This is a genomic window from Bradyrhizobium sp. 147, from assembly GCF_023073935.1.
Taxonomy (GTDB): domain Bacteria; phylum Pseudomonadota; class Alphaproteobacteria; order Rhizobiales; family Xanthobacteraceae; genus Bradyrhizobium.
In genome coordinates this window covers 15,871-38,088 of sequence record NZ_JADPKL010000102.1, presented here as the reverse complement: position 1 = coordinate 38,088, position 22,218 = coordinate 15,871, and the positions used below count along the sequence as shown (strand labels likewise).

At 58.4% G+C, this 22,218-nt stretch carries 12 protein-coding genes; 4 read left to right on the top strand and 8 right to left on the bottom strand.

Features of this window, described 5'->3' with window-relative positions; genetic code table 11:
* The first annotated feature begins 16 nt into the window (after positions 1 to 16).
* The 3 genes from IVA87_RS26600 to IVA87_RS26585 all read left to right on the top strand — a co-directional run bounded on the left by IVA87_RS26600 (position 17) and on the right by IVA87_RS26585 (position 7,701).
* A complete protein-coding gene (locus IVA87_RS26600) occupies positions 17 to 5,713 on the top strand; it encodes a LamG-like jellyroll fold domain-containing protein (protein WP_276017353.1) in 5,697 nt (1,898 codons plus the stop codon).
* A 259-nt stretch (positions 5,714 to 5,972) separates the two neighbouring features.
* Positions 5,973 to 6,827, top strand: coding sequence for a hypothetical protein (locus tag IVA87_RS26590; RefSeq protein WP_247335785.1), 855 nt, complete (start codon positions 5,973 to 5,975; stop codon positions 6,825 to 6,827).
* A 643-nt stretch (positions 6,828 to 7,470) separates the two neighbouring features.
* A complete protein-coding gene (locus IVA87_RS26585) occupies positions 7,471 to 7,701 on the top strand; it encodes a hypothetical protein (RefSeq protein ID WP_247335783.1) in 231 nt (76 codons plus the stop codon).
* A gap of 670 nt (positions 7,702 to 8,371) precedes the next feature.
* Here the strand turns inward: IVA87_RS26585 and IVA87_RS26580 are convergent.
* From IVA87_RS26580 to IVA87_RS26565, 4 genes are all read right to left on the bottom strand, one after another.
* A complete protein-coding gene (locus IVA87_RS26580) occupies positions 8,372 to 9,685 on the bottom strand; it encodes an HlyD family type I secretion periplasmic adaptor subunit (protein WP_247335781.1) in 1,314 nt (437 codons plus the stop codon).
* The gene (locus tag IVA87_RS26575; protein ID WP_247335794.1) at positions 9,682 to 11,385 is read right to left on the bottom strand and encodes a type I secretion system permease/ATPase; all 1,704 of its coding nucleotides are present in this window, start codon (positions 11,383 to 11,385) and stop codon (positions 9,682 to 9,684) included. Before IVA87_RS26575 ends, IVA87_RS26580 begins: the two co-directional genes overlap by 4 nt.
* 1,141 nt (positions 11,386 to 12,526) lie before the next feature.
* Positions 12,527 to 15,316: an Ig-like domain-containing protein gene (locus IVA87_RS26570; RefSeq protein WP_247335779.1), complete on the bottom strand. Its 2,790-nt coding sequence runs from the start codon at positions 15,314 to 15,316 to the stop codon at positions 12,527 to 12,529.
* Between the two features lie 633 nt (positions 15,317 to 15,949).
* Entirely contained in the window at positions 15,950 to 16,186 is a 237-nt protein-coding gene (locus IVA87_RS26565) for a transposase (protein ID WP_247335778.1), read from the bottom strand.
* Between the two features lie 832 nt (positions 16,187 to 17,018).
* Between IVA87_RS26565 and IVA87_RS26560 the strand changes: the two genes are divergently transcribed.
* The gene (locus IVA87_RS26560; protein ID WP_247335776.1) at positions 17,019 to 17,879 is read left to right on the top strand and encodes a phosphatase PAP2 family protein; all 861 of its coding nucleotides are present in this window, start codon (positions 17,019 to 17,021) and stop codon (positions 17,877 to 17,879) included.
* Positions 17,880 to 18,169: 290 nt separating this feature from the next.
* On the opposite strand, the gene IVA87_RS26555 is transcribed toward IVA87_RS26560, so the two are convergent.
* From IVA87_RS26555 to IVA87_RS26540, 4 genes are all read right to left on the bottom strand, one after another.
* Positions 18,170 to 19,207 (bottom strand): glycosyltransferase family 2 protein, encoded by a 1,038-nt coding sequence (locus IVA87_RS26555; RefSeq protein ID WP_247335775.1) that lies wholly within the window; start codon positions 19,205 to 19,207, stop codon positions 18,170 to 18,172.
* The gene (locus IVA87_RS26550) at positions 19,197 to 20,405 is read right to left on the bottom strand and encodes a glycosyltransferase family 4 protein (RefSeq protein WP_247335774.1); all 1,209 of its coding nucleotides are present in this window, start codon (positions 20,403 to 20,405) and stop codon (positions 19,197 to 19,199) included. The genes IVA87_RS26555 and IVA87_RS26550 overlap by 11 nt, the downstream gene beginning before the upstream one ends.
* A complete protein-coding gene (locus IVA87_RS26545) occupies positions 20,369 to 21,184 on the bottom strand; it encodes an FkbM family methyltransferase (RefSeq protein WP_247335773.1) in 816 nt (271 codons plus the stop codon). Before IVA87_RS26545 ends, IVA87_RS26550 begins: the two co-directional genes overlap by 37 nt.
* A 64-nt stretch (positions 21,185 to 21,248) precedes the next feature.
* Positions 21,249 to 22,184, bottom strand: a complete 936-nt coding sequence (locus tag IVA87_RS26540) for a class I SAM-dependent methyltransferase (RefSeq protein ID WP_247335772.1) — start codon at positions 22,182 to 22,184, stop codon at positions 21,249 to 21,251.
* Positions 22,185 to 22,218: the final 34 nt, after the last annotated feature.

The following is a 22,218-nucleotide window of genomic DNA, read 5'->3' as shown; positions in this document are numbered from 1 at the left end:
GTATTCGGAGACAACGATGTCGGGTTCCTGGGGCTTTTTCGGCCATCTGGCGCGACGGAGCATTCACGGCAGCGCGAGGAGCGATCGCAAGACGATCGTCGATGGCAAACGCGATGCTAGTCATTCGCCGCTGATCATCGAGACGCTCGAGCCGCGCATGCTGCTCGCCGCGGATCCTCTTGGCATCACCGCAGGCTACGCCTTCAACGAGGTCTCGGGCACCACAACGGCAGATGCATCCGGTCACGGCATCGTCGGCACGCTCACGAACGGTGCGACCTTCACAGCCGGAAGATACGGCAATGCGGTCGCACTCGACGGCGTGAACGACTTCGTCGATCTCGGGAATCCGACTGCGCTGCAACTGACTGGCAGCATGACTCTCAGTGCGTGGGTTTACGTCCGCTCGTTCCCCGCTGACGATGCGCCCGTTGTATCCAAGCGAACCTGGGGCGAATCCGGATACCAGCTTGACATCACCGCGGACACTGGACCTCGCACGATCGGATTCAAGCTCACCAACAGCTCGGGCGGACAGATGTTCCGCTACGGCGCGACGGCGTTGCAGCCCAACACTTGGTATCACGTCGCCGGCGTCTATGACGCCGCTGGCCAAACTTTGAACGTCTATCTCAATGGCGTCCTCGACAACGGACAGTTGATCGGCACGGTCACGAGTTCCCAGCAGAATTCAACGGCCAACGTGAATATCGGAAGTCGGCCGGGCCGTGCAGGATTCGAGTTTCCTGGCCTTATCGATGACGTGCGCATCGCCAATCATGCGCTCACCCCCGATCAGATCCAAACCGATATGGCAACTCCCCTCGCCGGAACGGCAGACACGATTGCCCCGACCGTGTCCTTCACGCCTCCCGCCTCGATCGTATCCGGCACCGTGAGTCTCGCAGCGAGCGCGTCGGACAACATCGGCGTTGCCGGAGTCAAGTTTTTGCTCGATGGCAACACCCTGGTCGGTACGGAGGATACCACCTCGCCGTACGGCGTCTCATGGACCACGACCACGGCATCGAACGGCTCGCATGCGCTGACCGCGCAGGCACGCGATGCTGCCAACAACATAACCACTTCGACGCCGGTCAACGTTACGGTCGATAATCAAGCGCCGACCGGTACGGCGACAATCAACGGCGGCGCCGCGGCAACCAACAGCACCTCAGTCACGCTTACGCTCACTGCGACCGATGCAGTGACTTCCGTCAAGCAGATGCGCTTCTCGAACAGCGGGAGTTCGTATTCGACGGCGGAAGCTTTCGCCCCGACTAAGGCTTGGACGTTGTCGAACGCAACGGGAGGCACCAAGACGGTCTATGTCCAGTTCATGGACGCCGCTGGCAACTGGTCCGCGGCGGCAACAGATACCATCGTGCTCGACACAACCGCACCAACGATCTCCGGGCAGACGGCAACGAATATTACCGGCAGCACCGCACGAGTCACATGGACGACCAATGAAGCTGCGACTTCGCGGGTCGAGTATGGGCTGACGACCGGTTACGGATCGTCGACGACGCTAGATACGGCCCTGGTGACGGCACACAGCGTTGCGCTAACCGGCCTTGCTCCCAACACTACTTACAATTACCGCGTCCGTTCGATCGACGCTGCCGGAAACGAAAGGATCGGCTCAAACGCCACATTCACGACGTCTGCCAGCCAGGACGCTACGCCGCCATCTACTCCTACAGGCCTGGTGGCGACCGCGGCTTCGACAACGCAGATCAATCTTTCGTGGAACGCCTCGACCGACAACGTTGCGGTCACCGGCTATCAGGTCTTCCGCAATGGTGCGCAAGTTGGTACCCCGACAACGACCACGTTCAGCGATACCGGCCTGTCGCCAGGCACATCCTACACTTATACCGTGCGGGCGAGGGACGCGGCATCGAACCTCTCCGGACAATCCGCGCCGGCCAGTGCCACGACGCTGACGCCCGACACGACATTGCCCACCGCCACGATCACCGCGCCGACGGGATCTGCGACCGTCTCTGGTACGATTACAATCAGTGCCAATGCATCCGATAATGTCGGAGTGGCTGGCGTGACCTTCCTGGTGGACAATGTCGCGGTCGGCGGAGGGGAAGACACGACGTCGCCCTACAGCATCAGCTGGGACTCGTCGACGCTTGCCAATGGCGTCCACACGATCACGGCGCGCGCACGGGATAACTCCGGAAACACCGGCGTTTCGCTACCCGTCAGCATCACGGTATCGAACACTCAAACACCGGGTTTGGTTGCTGCCTATTCGTTCGATGAAGGATCCGGAACGACTGCGGGCGACTCCTCAGGGCAGTCGAACCTAGCGACACTCAACAACGGCGTTGCTTGGATAGCCGGCAAGAACGGCCGCGCCGCGAGCTTTGACGGAGTCAACGACTTCATTTCCATTCCAAACTCTGCTTCGACGAACATCTCCGGTAATGCCCTTACACTGTCGATGTGGATCAATCCCCAGGCACTCGCGAGCGGCGACTCCGTTGTGATCGGGAAGTTCTGGAATACGACTATGTCGTCGCCTTACTACCAATATGGACTCGAACTGCGCGGCGGCAATCAGACCGATTTCTATATTGGGACGTCCAGCGGCGCGCTCGTCGCCGCCGGAGGAACCACTTTGCCATTCAACCAGTGGTCCCACCTCGCCATCACCTTCGATGGTGCGCAGGTCAAGACCTACGTCAACGGAACCCTCGTCAACACGCAGGCGCTGTCGGCAACGATCACGGCGCGCGGAAATCCCATGCGCATCGGAGCGGATGCCTCGACCGCGCAATTCTACAAGGGAGCGCTCGACGATCTGCGGATCTACAACCGCGCGCTGACATTGGCCCAAGTGCAATCGGACATGACGACGCCCGTCGGTAACCCGACGACCGGATCACCGCAGGTCTTGATAGATTCCCCAATCAATGGGGCGCAAGTTAGCGGCATCGTCAATGTGACTGCAGATGCAACCGACGACACCGGCATCGCCAATGTGCAGTTCTATATCGACAATGTGGCCACCGGCTCCCCCGATGCGACCGATCCATACGCTCTTGTATGGGACACGCGGACGGCAAGCAACGGCGCGCACACTATTGCTGCGATGGCGACCGACATAGACGGACATGCGACGTTGTCAGCACCGATAACCGTCAACGTCGCTAACAGCAGCTTTTTCCAGAACGAAATCCTGGCGACGGGATTCAATCTACCTACCGCGATCAAATTCCTGCCCGACGGCCGCATGCTGGTGGTGGAACTTGCGGGCACAGTGAAGATATTGCCGCCGCCCTATACCACGCCAGATCCAACGCCCTTCCTGCAACTCACCAACATCGGCTCGGCGGGCGTACAGCAAGGCATCTATGACATTGCACTCGATCCCAACTTCAACACCAATCATTACTATTACATTTTCTACACGCTGGGCACACCGAACGTGGATCGCTTCTCGCGCTTCACAGCGAACGCAGCGCTGACGGGCACCGTTCCCGGCAGTGAGTTCGTCATCTATCAGGATACGGAAATTGCCAATGCCGAACACCACGGTGGAGCTATCAACTTCAGCAACGACGGCAAGATCCTGCTCACGACCGGGGAGCATTTTCAGGCCGGCGAATCGCAGGACCTCACGAAGCCGCGCGGCAAGATCCTGCGATATAACATGGACGGCACCGTTCCCACCGATAATCCGTTCTATGATGGCAGCGGACCGAACTACGATGCGGTATGGGCGCTTGGTCTGCGGAATCCCTTCCGCGCCTACTACGACGCGCCCACGGGGCGGCTGATCATTGGCGATGTCGGCGGAAACGCCTATTCAACCGCAATCGAGGAACTCGACATCGGAGCGAAGGGTGCCAATTACGGCTGGCCGAACGTAGAAACTCCGAACGGGAATCCCGCCTACACTGCACCAGCTTACTACTACCCGCACAATGGACGCGACGCCGCAGTCGTCGCTGGATTTGTCTATCACGGCACACAATTCCCAAGCAGCTATCAGGGCAGCTTCTTTTTCGCGGATTACACTCAGAACTGGATCAAGCGCCTCACCTTCGATGCCAACGGAAACGTCACCGGCGTCTTCAACTTCGAGCCAGCCGACGGCTCGGTAGATGGCCCCTACGGCGACATTGTCTACTTGACCGAAGGCCCCGATGGTGCGCTTTACTATGTCGACCTCGGCTATTCCGATATCAGCGGCACATTCGGCGTGAGCAAAATCCGCCGCATCGAATTCATTCAATCGGATCTGCCTCCGGTAGCGACGGCTTCGGCATCACCAACGAAAGGGCCCAGCCCGCTCACCGTCAACTTCTCCAGCAACGGTTCATCTGATCCGGAAGGAAAGCCTCTCAGCTATTCGTGGAACTTCGGTGACGGCGCGACTTCGACCGCGGCCAACCCGTCGCACACATATACGGTCTCCGGTCCGTATCAGGCGCGGCTGACGGTCTCCGACGGAGTCAATTCCACGCTGTCGACTCCGATCGCAATCAGCGTCGGCAATAGTCCCGTTGTCAGCCTTCTTGCGCCAACCGATGGCGCGACCTTCAGGGCCGGCGACGTGATCACATTCAGCGGCACCGCGACGGATGCCGAAGATGGTACACTCCCCGCAAGTGCCTATACCTGGAATATCGACTTCCTCCACGAAGGTCATGTTCATCCGGGTATTCCTATCATCGGCGTGACCAGCGGCACGTTCACGATCCCGACCTCCGGGCACGATTTCAGCGGATTCACGCGGTATCGAATAACGCTGACCGTGACCGATTCCAGCGGGCTGCAGTCGAGCCAATCCGTCACGATCTTCCCCGATAAGGTCAATCTCAATTTCAACACGTCGCCTGCCGGATTAACACTGTATCTGGACGGCATCGCGCGCACGACGCCGTTTACCTATGACACGTTGATCGGCTTCAATCATGAGATCGAAGCGCGCAACGCGACCCTCGGAAGCACGACCTACAACTTCGTATCGTGGTCGGATAGCGGCACTCAAGATCACATCATCACAGCCCCCGTCGGCGGTGCGACCTATACTGCGATTTATAATGCCGTTACGACCCCGGCACCGTTAGCATTCGTCCAGGTGACTTCCGCCACCCCGCAAACCAACCAGACCCAGGTATCGGTCGCCTACACGAACGCGCAGACGACAGGGAATACGAACATCCTCGTGATCGGATGGAATAACACGACATCGAATATCACGTCCGTCACGGACTCGGCCGGCAATGTCTATCAGCTCGCCGTCCCGACAGCGCGAGGCAGCGGTATCAGCCAGGCCATCTACTATGCCCCGAATATCAAGCAAGCCGCCGCCGGCGCCAACACTGTAACAGTGACCTTCAACACCGCGACTCAATACGTGGACATTCGCGCTCTGGAGTACGGCGGTCTCGCTCTCACCAATCCCTTTGATGTCGGCACCTCGGCGTCAGGCACCACCAGTTCAGCCAGCACCGGGACCGTTACAACCTCCACCGCCCATGAGCTCATTTTTGGCGCCGGAACGACGACGGGTGGGTTCACTGCGGCAGGCAGCGGCTTTACCACGCGTGTCATTACAACGCCTGACCTTGATATTGCCCAGGACCGGTTCGTAACCGCGACGGGTAGCTACAGTGCGACAGCATCTCTCCAGGGCTCTGCGGCATGGGTGATGCAGGTCGCGACCTTCAAGGCAGTGGGGTAGTCCGGATGTCGCGGCGGCAAGGCTTATGCGGCAATGCCGTTGCGTGCAGCCTCGTGTGCAGCAGTGCCCTGAATAGCCAACGCGCCCACGCCACAGTCGCTTGGCGGCTGGTTGGTCGAACTGACGCACCGAAGTGCCGGACCGAGCTGGACGGCGGCTTGCGCAAAGCTCTTGGAGAGACCTCATGGGTTCTCAATGGCACTCCGGTTGGCGTCGGAGCCCTTCACGGCTAGATTGAAGCGACACAAGGCACTGCATTATGACTGCTTCGGATGAACCGATACTTGGTAGTTGCGCATCGCCGCTGGTGAAGGACCTGACTCGTGGTGGATTCTTCGCGGGACTATTTGCTCTAGGCTGCGCCAGTGGCCTCGCATCCCGCGTCATTCAATCGGTCCATGGACTTGGATGGCTAGATGCGCTTCTCGGCACGTTCGAGATCAGTGTAATCGTTTGGATATCATGTGCCGCTGGAGTTTCCTTCGTTCTTCAAGACCGAACGGTTGGGATTCGCTCTTCAGAACTCGTCTTGGGAGCGGCCTTTGTGCTGCTCGCCATTCTACCGGTAGGTCCAGCCAGCTGGCTGGCTGTAACCGCGCTCAGTCTCTACGTCATCAAAACGTCCGATGCCTCCTCGTCGCGGCGCGGCGCTCTTATCCTTCTGGCCGTTACCGTGCCCATGCTTTGGAGCCGGCTGTTCTTTCATTTCTTTGCTGAGCTAATTTTGCGGATCGACGCCGCACTCGTTGGTTGGATATTGCGCACCCCTCGCAACGGCGACGTCGTCGAATTTGCCGACGCTTCCGGCGTTCTGGTCATTCTGCCAGGCTGTTCCTCGCTCGCGAACGTATCGCTTGCGTTTCTTTGCTGGGTAACTGTGAGCCAGTTAGTCAGCCACAAGAAATCTGCTTACGATCTATTCTGGTGTTTGATGGCTTGCTTCTCCGTCGTAGCGGTGAATGTCACTCGTATAAGCTTTATGGGGTTGAGCCAATGGCACTACGCCCTGTTCCACAGTTGGTGGGGAGGGGCGGTCGCGAACACGACCATTCTGGGCCTGACGGTCGGCTTCTGCATGCTGGGGGTAAGGCGTGATCTCCTCCGCCCGGTTTAAGTGGTTTATCGCCGCCGTCCTGTTGCTGGCCACTGGATGGAAGATTGCAATACCATTTGAAAATCCAGGCCAGCTAAGGGAGGATCTTGTTAGATTCCTCGAACGAAATCACTTCAGCGTCGTGGCGACCAATGAAATTACGACTGGCACTCTGATTATCCGAGCCAACAGAGCGTCCTGTCAATTGCAGGTCGCTAAGCTTACTCCCGACGGATCGAACCGAAATCTCGTTCGACATCTGGCAACAGGAACCGATCGCTCGTTCGTCGTGTTTCGAGGCGAAGTGTACACACAACAACCGATAGCTTGGACGGTGTTTTATTATCTGTGGTCGAGATTTCTTCGCGAACTTGGATTCGTTCGACACATCACCCCCGTCATCGACGTGGCGGAGAGCTTGGGCTGCAATGCAGAACGGCTCCCATGGACTGAACTTCAAGATCGTCCCGCGTGATTGACAGCGGACTCCTGGGCACTCAACCCTCCGGCTCGGACATCGGGGCTTTGATGCATCGGCGTCAAATCGTCGCGCGCGTATTATCTACAAGCATCCATCTAAGATTTATATTGACGCCATTTAAATTTGATTATTAAATACCGCGAAAATATTTATATTTAACTGCGAAAGTGAAGGAGAATAGATATGACGTTACCGGGGTGGGTCCTTGCGATTTTCCTCACGATGGCCGCAGCGGTGCCGGCGGGCGTCTATTTCACGGCTACTCTGTTCTTTCCTCCTGACCAAAGCTACACCTACGTCGGTCAGGGAACAGCACAGGGCGCCCCTGGACCGGTCGCGGGCGCGGGGCTATCGATCGCCGCCGTTGCCTATGCGGCCTATTGGATAATCAGGCGTCGACGTAAACCCGACTAAACCGACATGATCGGGAGCGCAATAGTCCTGCTCGGGGCGCATGGCGTGCCCGAGGGAGCGGCGGTCAGCTTCCGCCTCTAAATTTCAACACGGAACGCGCTTAGCCTATCCGGAGCCGCGGCAACTTGATCTAAAGTATAATCGTGGTTACGAATTTAGTTTTCCATCGAAACAAACGTTCAAACTGGCATTTCTCAGGTAGGAATGACTTAAAATGCCAGGTGAGCTGTTCGTCATTCTGGGGGCTGAAACCATAATACTTGCCAGCATAGCGGCGATGACCCTGTACGCCAAGCGAATGGACGTCCTGAGGGGACGATCGGTCGAGCAATCGGTCGTCTCGCTCAAGGGCAGCAGGCATCCGCCACGATCGATCCGTCGAAAATCGCGCGATCTACTGCGTTTGATTGGAGCTGGCGCGACCTCACCATGTTCGCGCCGCTCAGTCTCGTGCGGCGACCTGACATCACCGGAACGCCGCGGTTGGGTCTTCAAACCAGGCCGCAGATTTGGTCTCGGCTCGTGATGAGCTTTCGTGGGCCGGGCCCGCCTAATGCGGACGCATCCGGACAGGCCGTGCCTTCGGAGGCTGGCTCCAGCGCCGACTCCACGGATAGGAGGCATCGGCCCCGATTGCGTGCAACCGAGCGCTCCTATCTTCCGCAATGCCTCAGCGCTCCTTGAATGCCCGCCCCGCCTGATCCTGCAGCGGCTTGAGCAGGTAGGACAGCGCGGTCCGACCTGACGTCTTGATGAAGACCTCCACTGGCATGCCTGGCAGGAGCTTGGCCGAGCCGAGCTTCGCCAGCTCTTCCGGCTTCAGCAGGACGCGGCCCGTGTAGTAACTCGTGCCGGCGCGTTGATCCTGAGTGATATCTGCCGAGACCATGCTGACCTCTCCGTCGATTTCGGGCGTGGTCTTCTGGTTGAACGCTGCGAAACGCATTGTCGCGGTTTGCCCCACATAGACCTGGTCGATATCCTTCGGTGCGATCTTGACCTCGACCGCAAGCGAGTCCGCATCAGGTACGATCAGCATGATCTGCTCGCCGGGAGAGATCACCCCCCCGACCGTGTGGACGCTGAGCTCGTGGACACGTCCGGATTGTGGAGCCCTGATATCGATTCGGTTCAACTGGTCAACCGCCGCAGTTTTGCGCTCGCCCAGCTCGGAGAGTTTCGAGCGCGTGTCGATCAGGTCCTTGCCGACCTCCGTCCGCAGGTCCTGATCGATCTGAATGATCTGGAGTCCGATTTCGGAGATCTTGCCCTTTGATTGAGCAATCATGCCAGCCAGCTGGCTGCGTTCGCCTTCGAGGCGGGCGGCATCGCGCTCAAGGGAATTGAGCCGCGTGATCGGCACCAGATTCTTTTGCCAAAGGCTGCGCACGCCTTCCAACTCCTGGCGAATAAAATCGACCTCCTTCTGCTTGGCTTCAGTCTGACCCGTATAGCCCTTGATCTCATTTTCCAGCTGCGCGCTTTTCTCCTGCAGCTGTGCCTTTTGGCCGCTCCTCGCCTGGCGACGCAGGTCAAACAGCTTCCGCTCCGCGGTAATTGCTCGGCTCGCCTCGGAGTTGTTCTCCTTGGCCCGGTCGAGCAGCACCTTAGGAAACACGACCTGCTCGGCACCATCGCGCTCGGCCTCGAGGCGAGCCTGTCGCGCGAGCAGCTCATCGATGCTGTTCGTGACGATCGTCGCATTCGCCAGCGTCTGAGTCTCGTCGAGACGAATCAAAACGTCGCCTGCATTGACCCGATCCCCCTGGCGCACGCGCAGTTCCCCCACGATCCCGCCAGTGGCGTGCTGAACCTTCTTGACGCTCGAATCCACCACGACCACCCCTTGGGCGATTACGGCGCCCGACAATTGGCTCGTGGTCGCCCAACCACCGATCCCAAATGTCACCAGACCAAACATGATCATACCGACGATCATGTAACGCTGGATGGACTGCATCGCCGGTGCCACTTCGCCGTTCATCGGCTGCCTCCTTGAGCTTCCGCGACCACCTTGAGCGGTACAGGAGTTCGCAACACTTTCTTCAGGACTTCCTCTCTCTTGCCGAAGGACTGAACCCTGCCTTCCCCGAGGCACAAGACATGATCAACGCCCTCGAGCGCCTTCGGACGATGCGCGACAACGACGACAATCCCACCACGACGGCGCACGTTCAGGATCGCCTCGGTCAGGGCCTCCTCGCCCTCGGCATCGAGATTGGAGGAAGGCTCATCGAGCACGACCAGGAAGGGTTTGCCGTAGAAGGCACGCGCGAGTCCGATACGCTGCCGCTGTCCGGCGGACAGCGCCAATCCCCCCTCGCCAATCTTCGTGCTGTAGCCGTCCGGAAGCGAAAGGATGAGATTGTGCGCGCCCGCCGCATGCGCGGCCTCCAGAACAGCGGCGGCTGTCGCCTGCGGATCGAAACGCGCAATGTTCATCGCGATGCTGCCGTCGAACAATTCGACGTCCTGAGGCAGGTAACCGATATGCTTGCCGAGGGCGTCAGAAGACCAGTGATCGAGTGCGGCGTTGTCCAGCCGTATCCGGCCTCGAATGCTGGGCCATACCCCCACCAGCGCACGCGCCAGCGTCGATTTGCCAGATCCGCTCGGCCCAATGATTCCAACCGCCTGCCCGCTCCGTAGTTGGAACGAGACTTCATTGACGGTAGGCCTCTCTGAGTTTGGCGCGCCAACATAGAGATGCTCGACGGTGAGAGTTTCAACAGGAGGAGGCAATGCCAGCCGCTCCTCCTCGCCGGGCAGAAGCTTCAGCAAAGCATCGAGCCGTTGTCCCGATTGCCGTGCAGCGACGAATCCTTTCCAGTTCGCAATGGCCATCTCGACAGGCGCCAAGGCTCGCGCGGTGAGGATCGATCCGGCGATGATGATTCCGGCCGTCGATTCCTGGTTGATGACGAGGACTGCGCCGACGGCAAGAACCAGCGATTGCAGGATCGCTCGGAAGATCTTGGAGGCGCCCCCGAGCCCGTTTGCGACATCGCTGGCCCGCTCATGGGCCGCGAGATACTTCGCATTGACATCCCGCCAACGCAGCGCCGCCTGCTGCCGCATGCCCATGGCCTGCAGAACCTCGGCATTTCGTCGGCCCTCGAGCGCCAGTGCCGTTCGGGAGACTGCGAGGCGCGAGGACGCCTTGGCCGGCCCCCGCGTCCGGGTTTCCGTGAGCATCGTAATGCCGACAAGCACCAGCGCGCCGGCCAGCGCAGTGACTCCGATCCAAAAGTGAAACAGAAAACAAACGCCGAGATAAATCGGCATCCAGGGCAGATCGAACAGCGCCGTCGGCCCTCCGCTCGACAGGAAGCTGCGGACCTGATCAAGATCCCGCACCGGCTGCAAGCCATCGCCATCGGCCCTGGTCTTCAAGGGCAGGCGAACGAGCGCGTCGAATATGCGAACGCCGAGCTTTTCATCGAAATACCGGCCGACCCGGGCGCTGATCCTGTTCCTGACGAGGTCGAGCCCGCCCTGAAACAGGTAAAGCACCGCAGCCAGAACCATCAAGGCGATCAACGTCGGTATGCTGCGCCCGGGCAGCACCCGATCGTAGACTTGCAACATGAAAAACGAGCCGGTGAGCATGAGGAGATTGCTCATGCCGCTGAAGGCCGCGAGAGCCCAGAATATCCGACGGCAAGACCGCAGGAAAACCGTCATCTCCGACTGCGACTCATCATAGTCACCAGTCGGCCGCGGGAAACCGGAGAACAGTCGTAGCCGCAAGACTTCGACGAGGTGCTTTGCCCAGGCGATCGGCCCTTGCGTCCGCAGTTTGGCCTCTTCCGCCCACTGTCTTGCGACTACCCCAAACCTCGTCAAATGCGAAAGTTGGATCCGATAACGGCTTGCTGGCAGAGGGATTACCCCCCACCGTTCAAAGTTTGTCATGACTCCCGCCCTTGAAAACGCGCCTTATGTGACGATCCCCAAGAAGATCACCAAGGCAGTCCCGAGTTTGATTTCCCTGTCGTCGACCTACTGTTACGCGAAGTAGAAGTCAGGTCGATTTTACGCACCGAGCCCTGGCCAACTTAAGCGTGTCGCCTGCCGGTATCAGCGTGACATGATGGCCATCCCGCCATTTAATCTGCTCTCTCAGCTTCTTCGACACGTACTCCACGACGAAGTCGTTCGCGGAGGGCGATGTCGTGCGACCTGTATCCACTACCTCAAGGTTAATCAGCTTGGTCTCAGGTGCCGGTCGCCATGGGCTTTTTTGGGACCAGATGGGGGCCGGGCTGAGGTTTTTTTAACCAGCACATCAAGGCACGGTACTGCAATAATCGCGCGATTTTCATTCGATTAAATCGTCGCGAGTTTCTCTGATGTCATGCCGGACGGCGAGTCTCAACAGGCTTCTATTGCGGCACCGCCTCAGCCCACAGAAATATTGCGGCACCGCCTCAGCCCACAGAAATCGTTTGCTGAAACGCCCAGCGAGCCCATCTGAGTGCGAGGCCGACTCCTATACCATATTTAATTTATTTATTTTCGCGTATTCGTGGCCTTATCGCGATTGGAGTCGAACGAGACTGTCTGATCGGAGCGAAGAAAGTGTAGCGACCCGAGGCGCTCGGTTGCTTGTCGCGGCAGGTCCGAGGATGACCATCGCGCGAAGCGTCACCGGCTAAAGCCGCGCGTATCGATCTCTCCGGGCGTGGATCCCGCGAACGCCGCGAAGCCGCTCACGCGTAGATCACAATAGAGGCAGCCAGAACAAAAGAAGGCGGGGACTATTCCCCGCCTTCCATGATCTGCACCGCAGATTGGTGGCTACACCGTGTCGCCGAACACGTGACTACGCGAAATGGAAGTCATGGCTGTTCAGCTTGTCGAGCTGCGTGTTCTTTAGCGTGAGCGTGTCGCTCCCCGTCGCGATGACGACGTCGTGGCCTGACTGGGCCGCGTGGGAGAGAACGCTCGCAAAACTGTCGAACACGCCCTTGCTGAACGCGATCGTGTCGTGAGCAGGCCCGCGGGCAGCGAAGTCCTTGATGACGTCGTGGCCGAAGTTCGACGCAAACTCGAAGGTATCCGCCCCCCTTTTTCCGACCATGATGTCATTGCCTGTGGTGCCGGTCAGCGTATTGCTGCGGCCCGTGCCGATGATCGCCTCGCCCGAGCTGGTCCCAGCCACGTGGCCGGTCGCGTCGACCTGCTGCGCCGTAAAGGCGTGGCTCCTGCCTGACAGATCGGAGGTGTGGAAGCTCCACTTGCCGTTGTCGCTCGCCGTGACCGAACCGACCGACGTCGTGCCGTCAAACAGCTTGATTTGGCTGTTGGGATCGGCAGTGCCCTTGATTGTCGCGGTGTGATCCCAGTGCGGACGCACGTTGGTGAGTTCCACGGTCGAGGTGCCGTTGCCGCCGTGCGAGCCAATTGGCGGATCAATCGGCTGCGACAAGACGCTGGTGTTGCCGGCTGCATCGGTGGCTGTCGCAGTGAAGGTGTGGGACCCGTGCTTGAGATTCGGGGTCGTCACGCTCCAGTCGCCGTCGCTTCCGACCGTCGTCGTGCCAAGCAGGGTCGTACCCTCATAGAGCTTGATCGAACTCCCCGCCTCTGCCGTTCCGGATACCGTTGCGCGGTTATGCGTGGTCGGATCGCTCAACAGAACCGGAGCATCCGGAGCAGCAGTATCTACGGTTACATCCAGCGTAGTCGATGCCTTGCTGGTGACGCCAGAGACCGTGTCCGTCGCAGTGAGGCTGTGCTTGCCGTCGAGCAGCGCAGCAGTCGAGTAGTGCCAGGCTCCGTTGGCATCCGCCGTGGCGATGCCGAGCTGGGTCGTACCGTCGAACACCTTGACCGTGCTGTTGGCGGCCGCAGTCCCCGCCAGGGTCAACGTCTTGTCGCTAGTGATGTGATCACCGGCGACACCGCTGTCCGTCGAGAAAGACGCGATTTTCGGTGCGGCAGGCGCAGTGGTGCCGGTGCCCGACGTGCCTGTGCCCGACGTGCCGGAGCCGGAGGTACCTGTACCCGAGGTACCTGAACCGGACGTGCCCGAGCCGGTTGAGCCCGATGTTCCAGAACCAATCACCGGATCCACGCCGGCTGACGCAGCACTCACGTTGCCCGCAAGGTCCGTGGCTTTCGCCGTCAGCACGTGCGAACCGGCCGACAGAGCGGAAGTCGTGACACTCCACGCGCCGCTCGAATTGGTCGTCGCAGTACCGACCTGCGTCGTGCCGTCATATACCTTGATCGTGCTGTTCGCTTCGGCGCTCCCTGACACGACAGTCTGATTGCTGCTGTTCACGGTATCCTTCGCGATCGTCGGTGCAGCTGGTGCCTTCGTGTCGACGGTGACAGCCACCGCAGCCGAGGCCACGCTGGTCTGGCCCGACGCGTTGGTCGCGGTCGCCGTGAGCGTGTGCTTGGCGTCACTCAGGACCTGAGTGATGTAGTCCCAGCTGCCCGTTGAGCTCGCAGTGGTCGTACCGATCTTGGTTGAACCATCATAGACCGTCACCGTACTGTTGGCCGCAGCGGCGCCTTTGAGCTCGATGGTGTTGTCGTTCGTCACACCGTCACCGGCGACGCCGCTGTCGGTCGAAAAAGAGGCGACAACGGGCGCCGCAGGGGCGCTCGGAGCAGGGGCGCTCGGAGCAGGCGAGCTTGGCGCTGTGTAGGTGGGCCCAGTGTAAGCAGGCGCATTGGCATCCTGCTCGACCTGGCCGGTCACCATGTTCACGTTGTGCACGAAGGAGGTCCGGGAGTAAGAGTCGTCCGGCCCGGCGGCCGGATAGGTAAAGCCGAAGGCTTTGGTCACATCAAAATAGTTGTCGTGCGTGGAAAATGCCCCGCTCAGATTGGCGACGTCGGTCCCCGGACCGGAGACGGACATCCAATAGCTAACGCTACCGATCAGAGTGTTACCGGCAAACTCGCCCGACTTCGTGTTGTCGGCAATGAAGCCCTGGGTCGTACCGCCATCCTGGACCGCCGTGTTGTAAAGAATGTGGGTCGAATCGATGGTCGGACCATAGACTTGAAGATAGTCGCCGTGGGTGCCTGAGCCGCCCATGCCAGCCTGCTGCAGCAGGTTATATTGAATCGTGATGTCGCCACCGTCTTGACCGTGGCGGCCGATCAAGTCGGAGTTGGAATTCTTCAGCCACGAATATTCGATCGTGAGGCCGGGCCCTTCCATTTCGACGAGGAATTCGGCATGCCCGCCGCCGCTCAGACCATCGATGGTGCAGTTGGCGATATGCAGATTGGAGGAGGTCTGTGTACCGCTGATGACGCTACTCTGCGGACCGCCTGGATTTAAACCATTGAAGTTCGAGTTGGTCAGGGTGGTGTTCGCTGCCGTGGTTACGACAGCCCAGCCCCCGAAGTCATAACCGTCGAGCGTGACGTTGCTGCCCGTCACCGTGATGCTCTTCTGAGCCGCGTCAACGGACACGCCTGCCGTCGAGATCGTTGCAGGATCCTTGAGCGTCAGCCCCGTCGGTACGCCGACGTGATAGTCCACCCCCGCGACTTTCCATGCCGGCCGGTTCGCACCATAGGTGTCCAGCAAGCTCGAAAGCTGCGCTGATCCAACTGGCGCGTTCGCAGAACCGTCGTTAACTGCCATTACCTGTTCTCCTGATTTGATGTCATCCGCATGTGCTCGACCCCGAAGGGCCTTCCCCGAGCAACACGCCATTCACTTTGTTTATTGGACAAACCACCACGTGATGATCGCCGAGGCGACTATTGGCTGGGTGCCGCGGGCTTTTTTGGGACCACAACTAGGCTACGCCGGGGTGATGTTTGGCTCGCAGCCGCCACACTCACTCGGATACAAAATCAAATTGTGGAAATGCCTAGACGACTGCAGTCTGAATCGTTTGCGGTTCAAAACAAGGAATATTATTGCCCGACGCGATTGATTTCTGTGGAATAGTTGCCGTTGCGCATTGCGGTCCGACACTTGCGGCAATGCCTGGAGTCCGCCAGTTAATATTTTCATTCGAATACTTTGGTTTATTCAACGCCGCAATAAATATTGTGGCAAAGCTGATCTGAACCTTCATCACACGCGGTGCGCGGCTCGCACTTTTTTCGTAACGACACGGCACAGTTTCAATGCGCTTTATGCGTTCTGCAGACCACAGCTTGATGCGTTTGCGACAATAGGCCCACCGAAGCAGCTCATCGATGTCGCTGCTGGGCCGTTAACGATCCAGGTGAGTGTCAGGCTGATAGGCAAGCGGATCGACATCGTTCAGCTTACAGATTTCAAGCACGGAGGCGATGATGGCCAGTGCTCGGCGTCGCCACTAGAGCCTGCGGACAGCGCATTTTTCCAACACGTGATCGGACGGATGAAGCGCTCGACCGCGCTGTTGTCGAACTCGATGCCGCCATCTTCGGTGAAGCGCGTCAGACCGTTCCGGCCGGTGTCGGCCAGCTTGCGCTTTTGGCCGATCAACGCGAACTCTGCCCGGAGCCAGCCCTCCAAGTTTTCTCAAGCGGCCGGCTCTTCTGTTGCCGAACGAACAGCACTCTTCGGCGCTGCGGCCACCGACCTTTTTCGACGGGCTTGAGCGCTTCGCCGACATCGGGAGCGGGACCGCTGTGGCAAGTTCGTAGAAGTTACCCCGCCTGCACCACTAACAGAACGCTAGTTGAAAGACAGAGGCGAGCCCCCGTGGATCGGCCTAGCTCCACGGCCGGTCGTCCGCCGCCTAAATCCCGAGCTGACCAGTCTTGAGGTGCCCCACGGCGGCTCGAGCACCGGCATCATCGCCTCGTCGGCGGATAGCTTGGGTCGCCGCGAATGCTTGAAAAGGAGGCGCTCATGCAACGGACGGGGTTGAAGCTGCCTGCCTCGGTCTGCCTACGCTGGGCCGAGCTCAATGGGCACAATTCGCGCCTCCGGTAGAGCGGCAGGCGGACGCGGAGACCAGGATCTAGGCGACGGTCGACCTCGGTCGGCCCCCTTTCGATCGGCCTAGCCGGCGCCGGTGCCTGCATTGGGGCTGTCTTGGCGATCACGTCCAAACGATACCCCCTAAAAGAGCGAGTGCCGCGTCTCCCTCGTTTCAGGGGTGGGCAGTTAACCACTTCTCCGCCGACATCTAGCAATTTGGGGACTGCCTTATGGGCGGGCGACGACTGGTTAACGGAGCCCGCTGGGATAGCCGGGTGGATAGCAGGTTCGGTGGTGCCGCTCCAAGCCATCTGAAGCCACCGTAGCCGCGGGCCCGTCGTTAGATTTAATTATAATAATATCTTCCAATTTATTTATCTAACGGATTAATATAATCTTGGAATAGATGGAGCTTATACGCATGAAACGGCAGCTCGCGAAGAACGAGACGAGCTCATCTGTGATCTCGATCGTGCCCACGGAGGGCGCGCGCTCCTGCTGGGATAAACTGTCGAGAAGCACATTGTCCGCACCAGTGATTGCGCTCGTCGCTGCAATCCTCGGATTGCAGCTTTTTGCGGCAAGGTTCAGCGAGACGGTAAGCGGCGCATGGGATCGGGACCTCCTTCTCAGGCTCAACTCGTTCGCTGCAACTGACTCGCTATACGTATGGGAACTTGCGAACAATTCCTTGTTCAGGGGATTTCCGATATTCTTCTCAATACTCGCGTTGTGGTTCGCTGGCGATGACCGGGAACGGCGGAGCCGGATGCTCACAGGATTTGTTGCGGTTTGCCTTGCGACCGTTCTTTCCGTCTGGACACAATTTCATTTTGCCACTCACATTCGTCCGCTTCTGGACCCAGCGCTTCCTTTGAATGTAGCTGATCCACGATGGAGCTTGGATTGGGACCGCAGAGACTCGTTCCCCAGCGACACATCGACACTATTCTTTGCACTAGCCACACTGATCCTCATAGAAAATCGATTGGTCGGACTACTTTGCTTTCTCTGGGTCGCTGTCATTATCGCAGTGCCGCGGGTCATCTTCGGATGGCACTATCCGAGTGACGTAGCCGGCTCCCTGGTGTTAGGACCGGCATGCGTCTTACTCTTCTACGCAACTCCATATCCGCGAGCGCTATTCGAGCGCATGCTGATCCGACTTCGGGATCACATGTATATTGTCCATGCACTTCTGTTCATCTTCCTGAGTGACGCGTCCATGTTGTTCGTTAGTTTACAGAAACTCGGAAAAGATCTTGTGCGGCTGTTGGGCTAGCCGCACTAGTGTGGAGATTCGACAGTTTGTTCGCAGTCATATCGAGTCTGCTGATCGGTACCCTCGGGCCAATACGACTGCGGCCTCAAGGAAACCAGCGGCGCTGGCCTTTCTCTCATCTTGCATAGCCCGGCTGGAAGCGATCTGCGAGACGTTAAGCATGAACGACCCCTCACAGCTGATGCCGCGCGCGATCCCTGTTCGGTCGGGATTCCCAGAGGTACGATGGCCGACGCTTCAGAAAACAGTGGTACACCGACGCTTCAGAAAACAGTGGTACACAAGAGCGCCTAGCCAAACACGTGCAATCGCAGGGAAGCGTCCGGCTTTCCAGTCTTGCCCAGCACTCCGTCTATCAGTCCCCTGACCGTGATCTTCGCGGCGGTTGGAGACCCCATGACGACGTATCTGGTCGCGTACAACAAGCCGAAAGCAAAATGGAGGCCCCATCGCCATCCTGCCTCCCGGCGAGCGTAGACAATGCTATTGCGAGCAGACAGATACACCGACAAGTAGGAGCGTTTCCTCGGATCTACGGCAGAGCCGATAGCCGTGCCCCCGATGTGCCGTACGATCGCTCTTTCTGCAAAGCCGATCCGATGCTTGCCACGGCGACGCCCCCAGTCCAGATCCTCCATGTAGAGGAAGTAGTCTTCAGTCATCAGACCGACCTCTTCAACGAAGTCGCGCGTGACCAGAACGCAAGCACCGCTGATCGCGTCAATCTCAGACATCTGCTCGTGCGACGGAGCACTCCCCGCCGGAGCGTTCCGACCAACTGCTACGACACGACCCGTCGTGGAAGACCAATGAAGACCGTAGTTGATAATCTTATCCGGCACGTGATCGAACACCAAGGTCGCACCAACCATACCAAATCCTGCGGCAGCCTTCGCCATTAGTTCAGACAAGCAATGACTGTCCACTTCGGTGTCGGGATTGAGGACGAGCACCGCATCCCAGCCCGGGCTTTCAAGGAATTGCTCGAGCCAAGCGTTAACACCACCGCCATAGCCCAGATTATCCACCGCAAGTCCAAGCCGAACGATATTTGTCCTGCTCGGAAATTGACATTTTTCGACGACGGCTAGTCTTCCTCTCGCTTGATCTAGAAGATCCGAGCCGCCGTGCAGCTGCCGGAGCGTTCGCTCCGGACCGGCAACTACCGCCATCAACCGCTGGAACGCTTCCTTCCCACCGTTCTCACAGACGAAGACCTCGAAATCCTTCCAATCAGAATGCACCAACGACTTCAGACAGCGATCAACATCATCGGGATTGCGATAGGAGACGATGAGCACCGCAAGTTTGGCGCGATCAGTTGCCATAGCCTAGGCGCCTTATCATTTGCTCGCGGCGCCTACTAGCGACCGCGGTCCACGTAAAACGCTGCGCATGTTCAAGCGCAGCACTCGACATCCGTTGTCGAAGTTCAGTATCCTCAGCCAGCCGACGAATAGCCGCAATCCAACCAACTGCATCATACGGACCCAGCACAAGGCCCTCACGTTCATTTCGGACAATGCGTCCCGCGCCCATGCTGGTCGTTATGACCGGTAGACCGCAAGCGCACGCCTCGTAGGTGACTTGAGGTCCGCCCTCCTCCAAGGATGGGAAAACGAAGATGTCCGCCGATCGATAAAGCGACCCGATATCCTCGACATAGTCAAGCACCGTCACGTCGTCCCGTGCGAGCAAGTCGCTGTATCTTTCCTTGATGACCGGCTCCATTCGTCCAGCCAGCACCAGCCTCCCCGTCACCCCGCTTTTCGCCCAATAATCGAGGATCAAATGGGCTCCTTTTCGTATGCCAATGATCCCGACGAAGACCGCAGTCAAACCATGGTTCGAGGGAAGAAGCCGATTCTTTCCCGAAAGGCGAACTGGGTCCCAGCCGTATGCTGCTTCTAAACATTTGGTTTTCGACACACCGTTCTCGAGCAACGAACTTTCGACCGGTTCATTCGGGCAGAATATGTAATCCACGGCCTCAAGATCTTTGGTCTCGCGATCAACTGCCGCGTCGGTAATCCCATGCATCGGCGCCAGACCAATCCTGCCGTACGCTCGGTCGAGAATTGTCTTGGCGGTCTTGGTATGGCAATTGAACTGCTCTCGAAACACCGTGACGTCACGTCGTTTCAATTCCTGGAGCAACTCCATGCTTGCGCTGGGCCAGAGATAGGCAGCCAACCTGCGCGATCGACAGCGATCCAGATATGAGAGGAACGCAGCCTCTATGCTTCGGCTCGCGCTGTTCTTCACCCAGCCATATGGGAAGTACCGCTTCCACACGGGCAAGGCCTCGATCACCTCCACCAGGGGCAGAGGACATCGGCTGCGCGGAGTGACGATCGTCACGCCAAAATTCTGATCGACCATCGCCTCTGCGAGGGAGCCGCAGGTGTACCCCACTCCTTTGCCTGTAAGCGGCAATGGCATCAAAACGCCCATCGAGAAACTCAATGCAACCTCTGTAGTCTGACCGTCTAGATCGGGTACCATCCCCGGCGCATAGTTTTCCAAAATGCAGACATCCCGCGCCTAGCTCGATTGGATGCTTTCACGTGTGCCTCTGTCAGGTACCAAGTGAAGGTTACGGATAGCGGTGCGGTTCCCGACCTAAAGCATCCCCTATCGTAGACATAAGGGCGATAGCCGAGATCAGACAGGAATTTAGTCACCGCCGGCGAGGCAAACGCACACATCAATGCAGGTCTCTGCTGTTGTAACGTTCCTTGCGCGCCCTTTAGGATATCCAGTTCCGCCCCCTGGGCATGAAGCTTGATGAGAGCCGGAGCCAGGCCGAGAGAATCGAGAGCTTTGCACGTGACCCGGTGCTCCCGGACCGTTAGCTTCTTTGCGTCAAAACGGTACATCCTGCCTGGATTCTTCAACCACTCGGTCGCCGCCTCGTAGGAAGTCGCAGCCATTCCGTCGCACTCCCATCGACCGTATCTTGGAAGAAAGAAATCAATTGCTCCGGGACTGCAGCCAAGCGCGCAATCGAAAACGGTCACAGCGTCATCTCGACGATGACGAAACGCGAGCCGCTTCGCCGACCTCGGCTCGGGCTCAAAGGCCACGATGTGGGAATTCGGTGCGAGCTTCTTGAACGCCGCCGTGCTTTGGCCTCGGTTCGCGCCCACGTCCACAATCAAGCCGCTTCCGATCTTGAGCAGTTTGACCCCAAGAAACTCCCGCTTGAAAAAAAACGGCGCGACAACGTCCTTGACAGCAAACCTCATCGCCGCAACGCCGGGGACGTTGGCATAAAAATAGCGAGCCACCGCCTTCAAGTTCATATTGCTAGATCACTATGCTTCGAGAATGGAAACAAGAACCGGAGCAATGCCTCTGTGCTCCGAATCAGAGTTGACGCGCGCCCGATGTTTTCTTCACGATGACCATAAAGCCGGACCTGCCCTGCAGGATCCTGCACGTGTACTGTTGGGGAAGAATTGCCGAGACAAGTTGCCAGACCGGTACGCTCTTTTCAGCTACATCCTCGACGACAAACCAGCCGTTGCACTTGAGCTTCTTTAACGCAAAGATCAGCGTGGCAATGTTCGCGCTGGGTGAATGGAGGCCATCATCGATAATTAGATCCAGCGCCTCTGGCAGGACAGCCGCAAGCTCGTCGAGCGATCTCAAGCTCGTCTGATCAACGAAATACGTTCTTATACGATCTTCCTCGAAAAGGACCCTGCGGTCGACGTCCGCGCCGAAGATCTCGGAATTCGGAAGGAAGTCGCGAAAGGCACGCAGCGACGCACCAGGCCGGCCAAACTTCCCCATTGACGAGACGACGTCAGGGTTATTGGAGCCGAGGCCGATCTCGAGAATCCTCAGATGATTCCGACGCAAGGCGCCGAGAATTTCGCAATAGACGAGATAGTAGTTGTGACTGGACGCTTTATCACTGCCATATGCATTGAACAGTCCGGCCAGTTCAATTGCTTGGCTGTTCGGAACGTCTGCGGAGCAAAACGATTCCAGGCGCCTCGCTTGTACGGGGCGGCTGCCCTGCTGTGCCAGCAATTCGCAAATCAAGGGAAATGCTGTCTGGGCCGAAAGCATCGTGAGATCGGCCTTGGCCTTCGGAGAGCCGCTAGAGTTCGGAGCAAATAACGCCAACTGGTTCACGAGTTCGTGGTTAGTGATGAAGCCTCCCAGTAATCTCTCGTGCGCCTGCCTCGCAGACGTCGTAAGGCCAACGACCAGCTTACTGCGCTTCAAGAGGCTCTTGACGAATTCGATGGTAGGAGAGCGCCTGACGTAAAAGGAGCCGCTAGCCTCAGACATGATGCAGTCTCCGTATTGATGGTTATGTACAAAA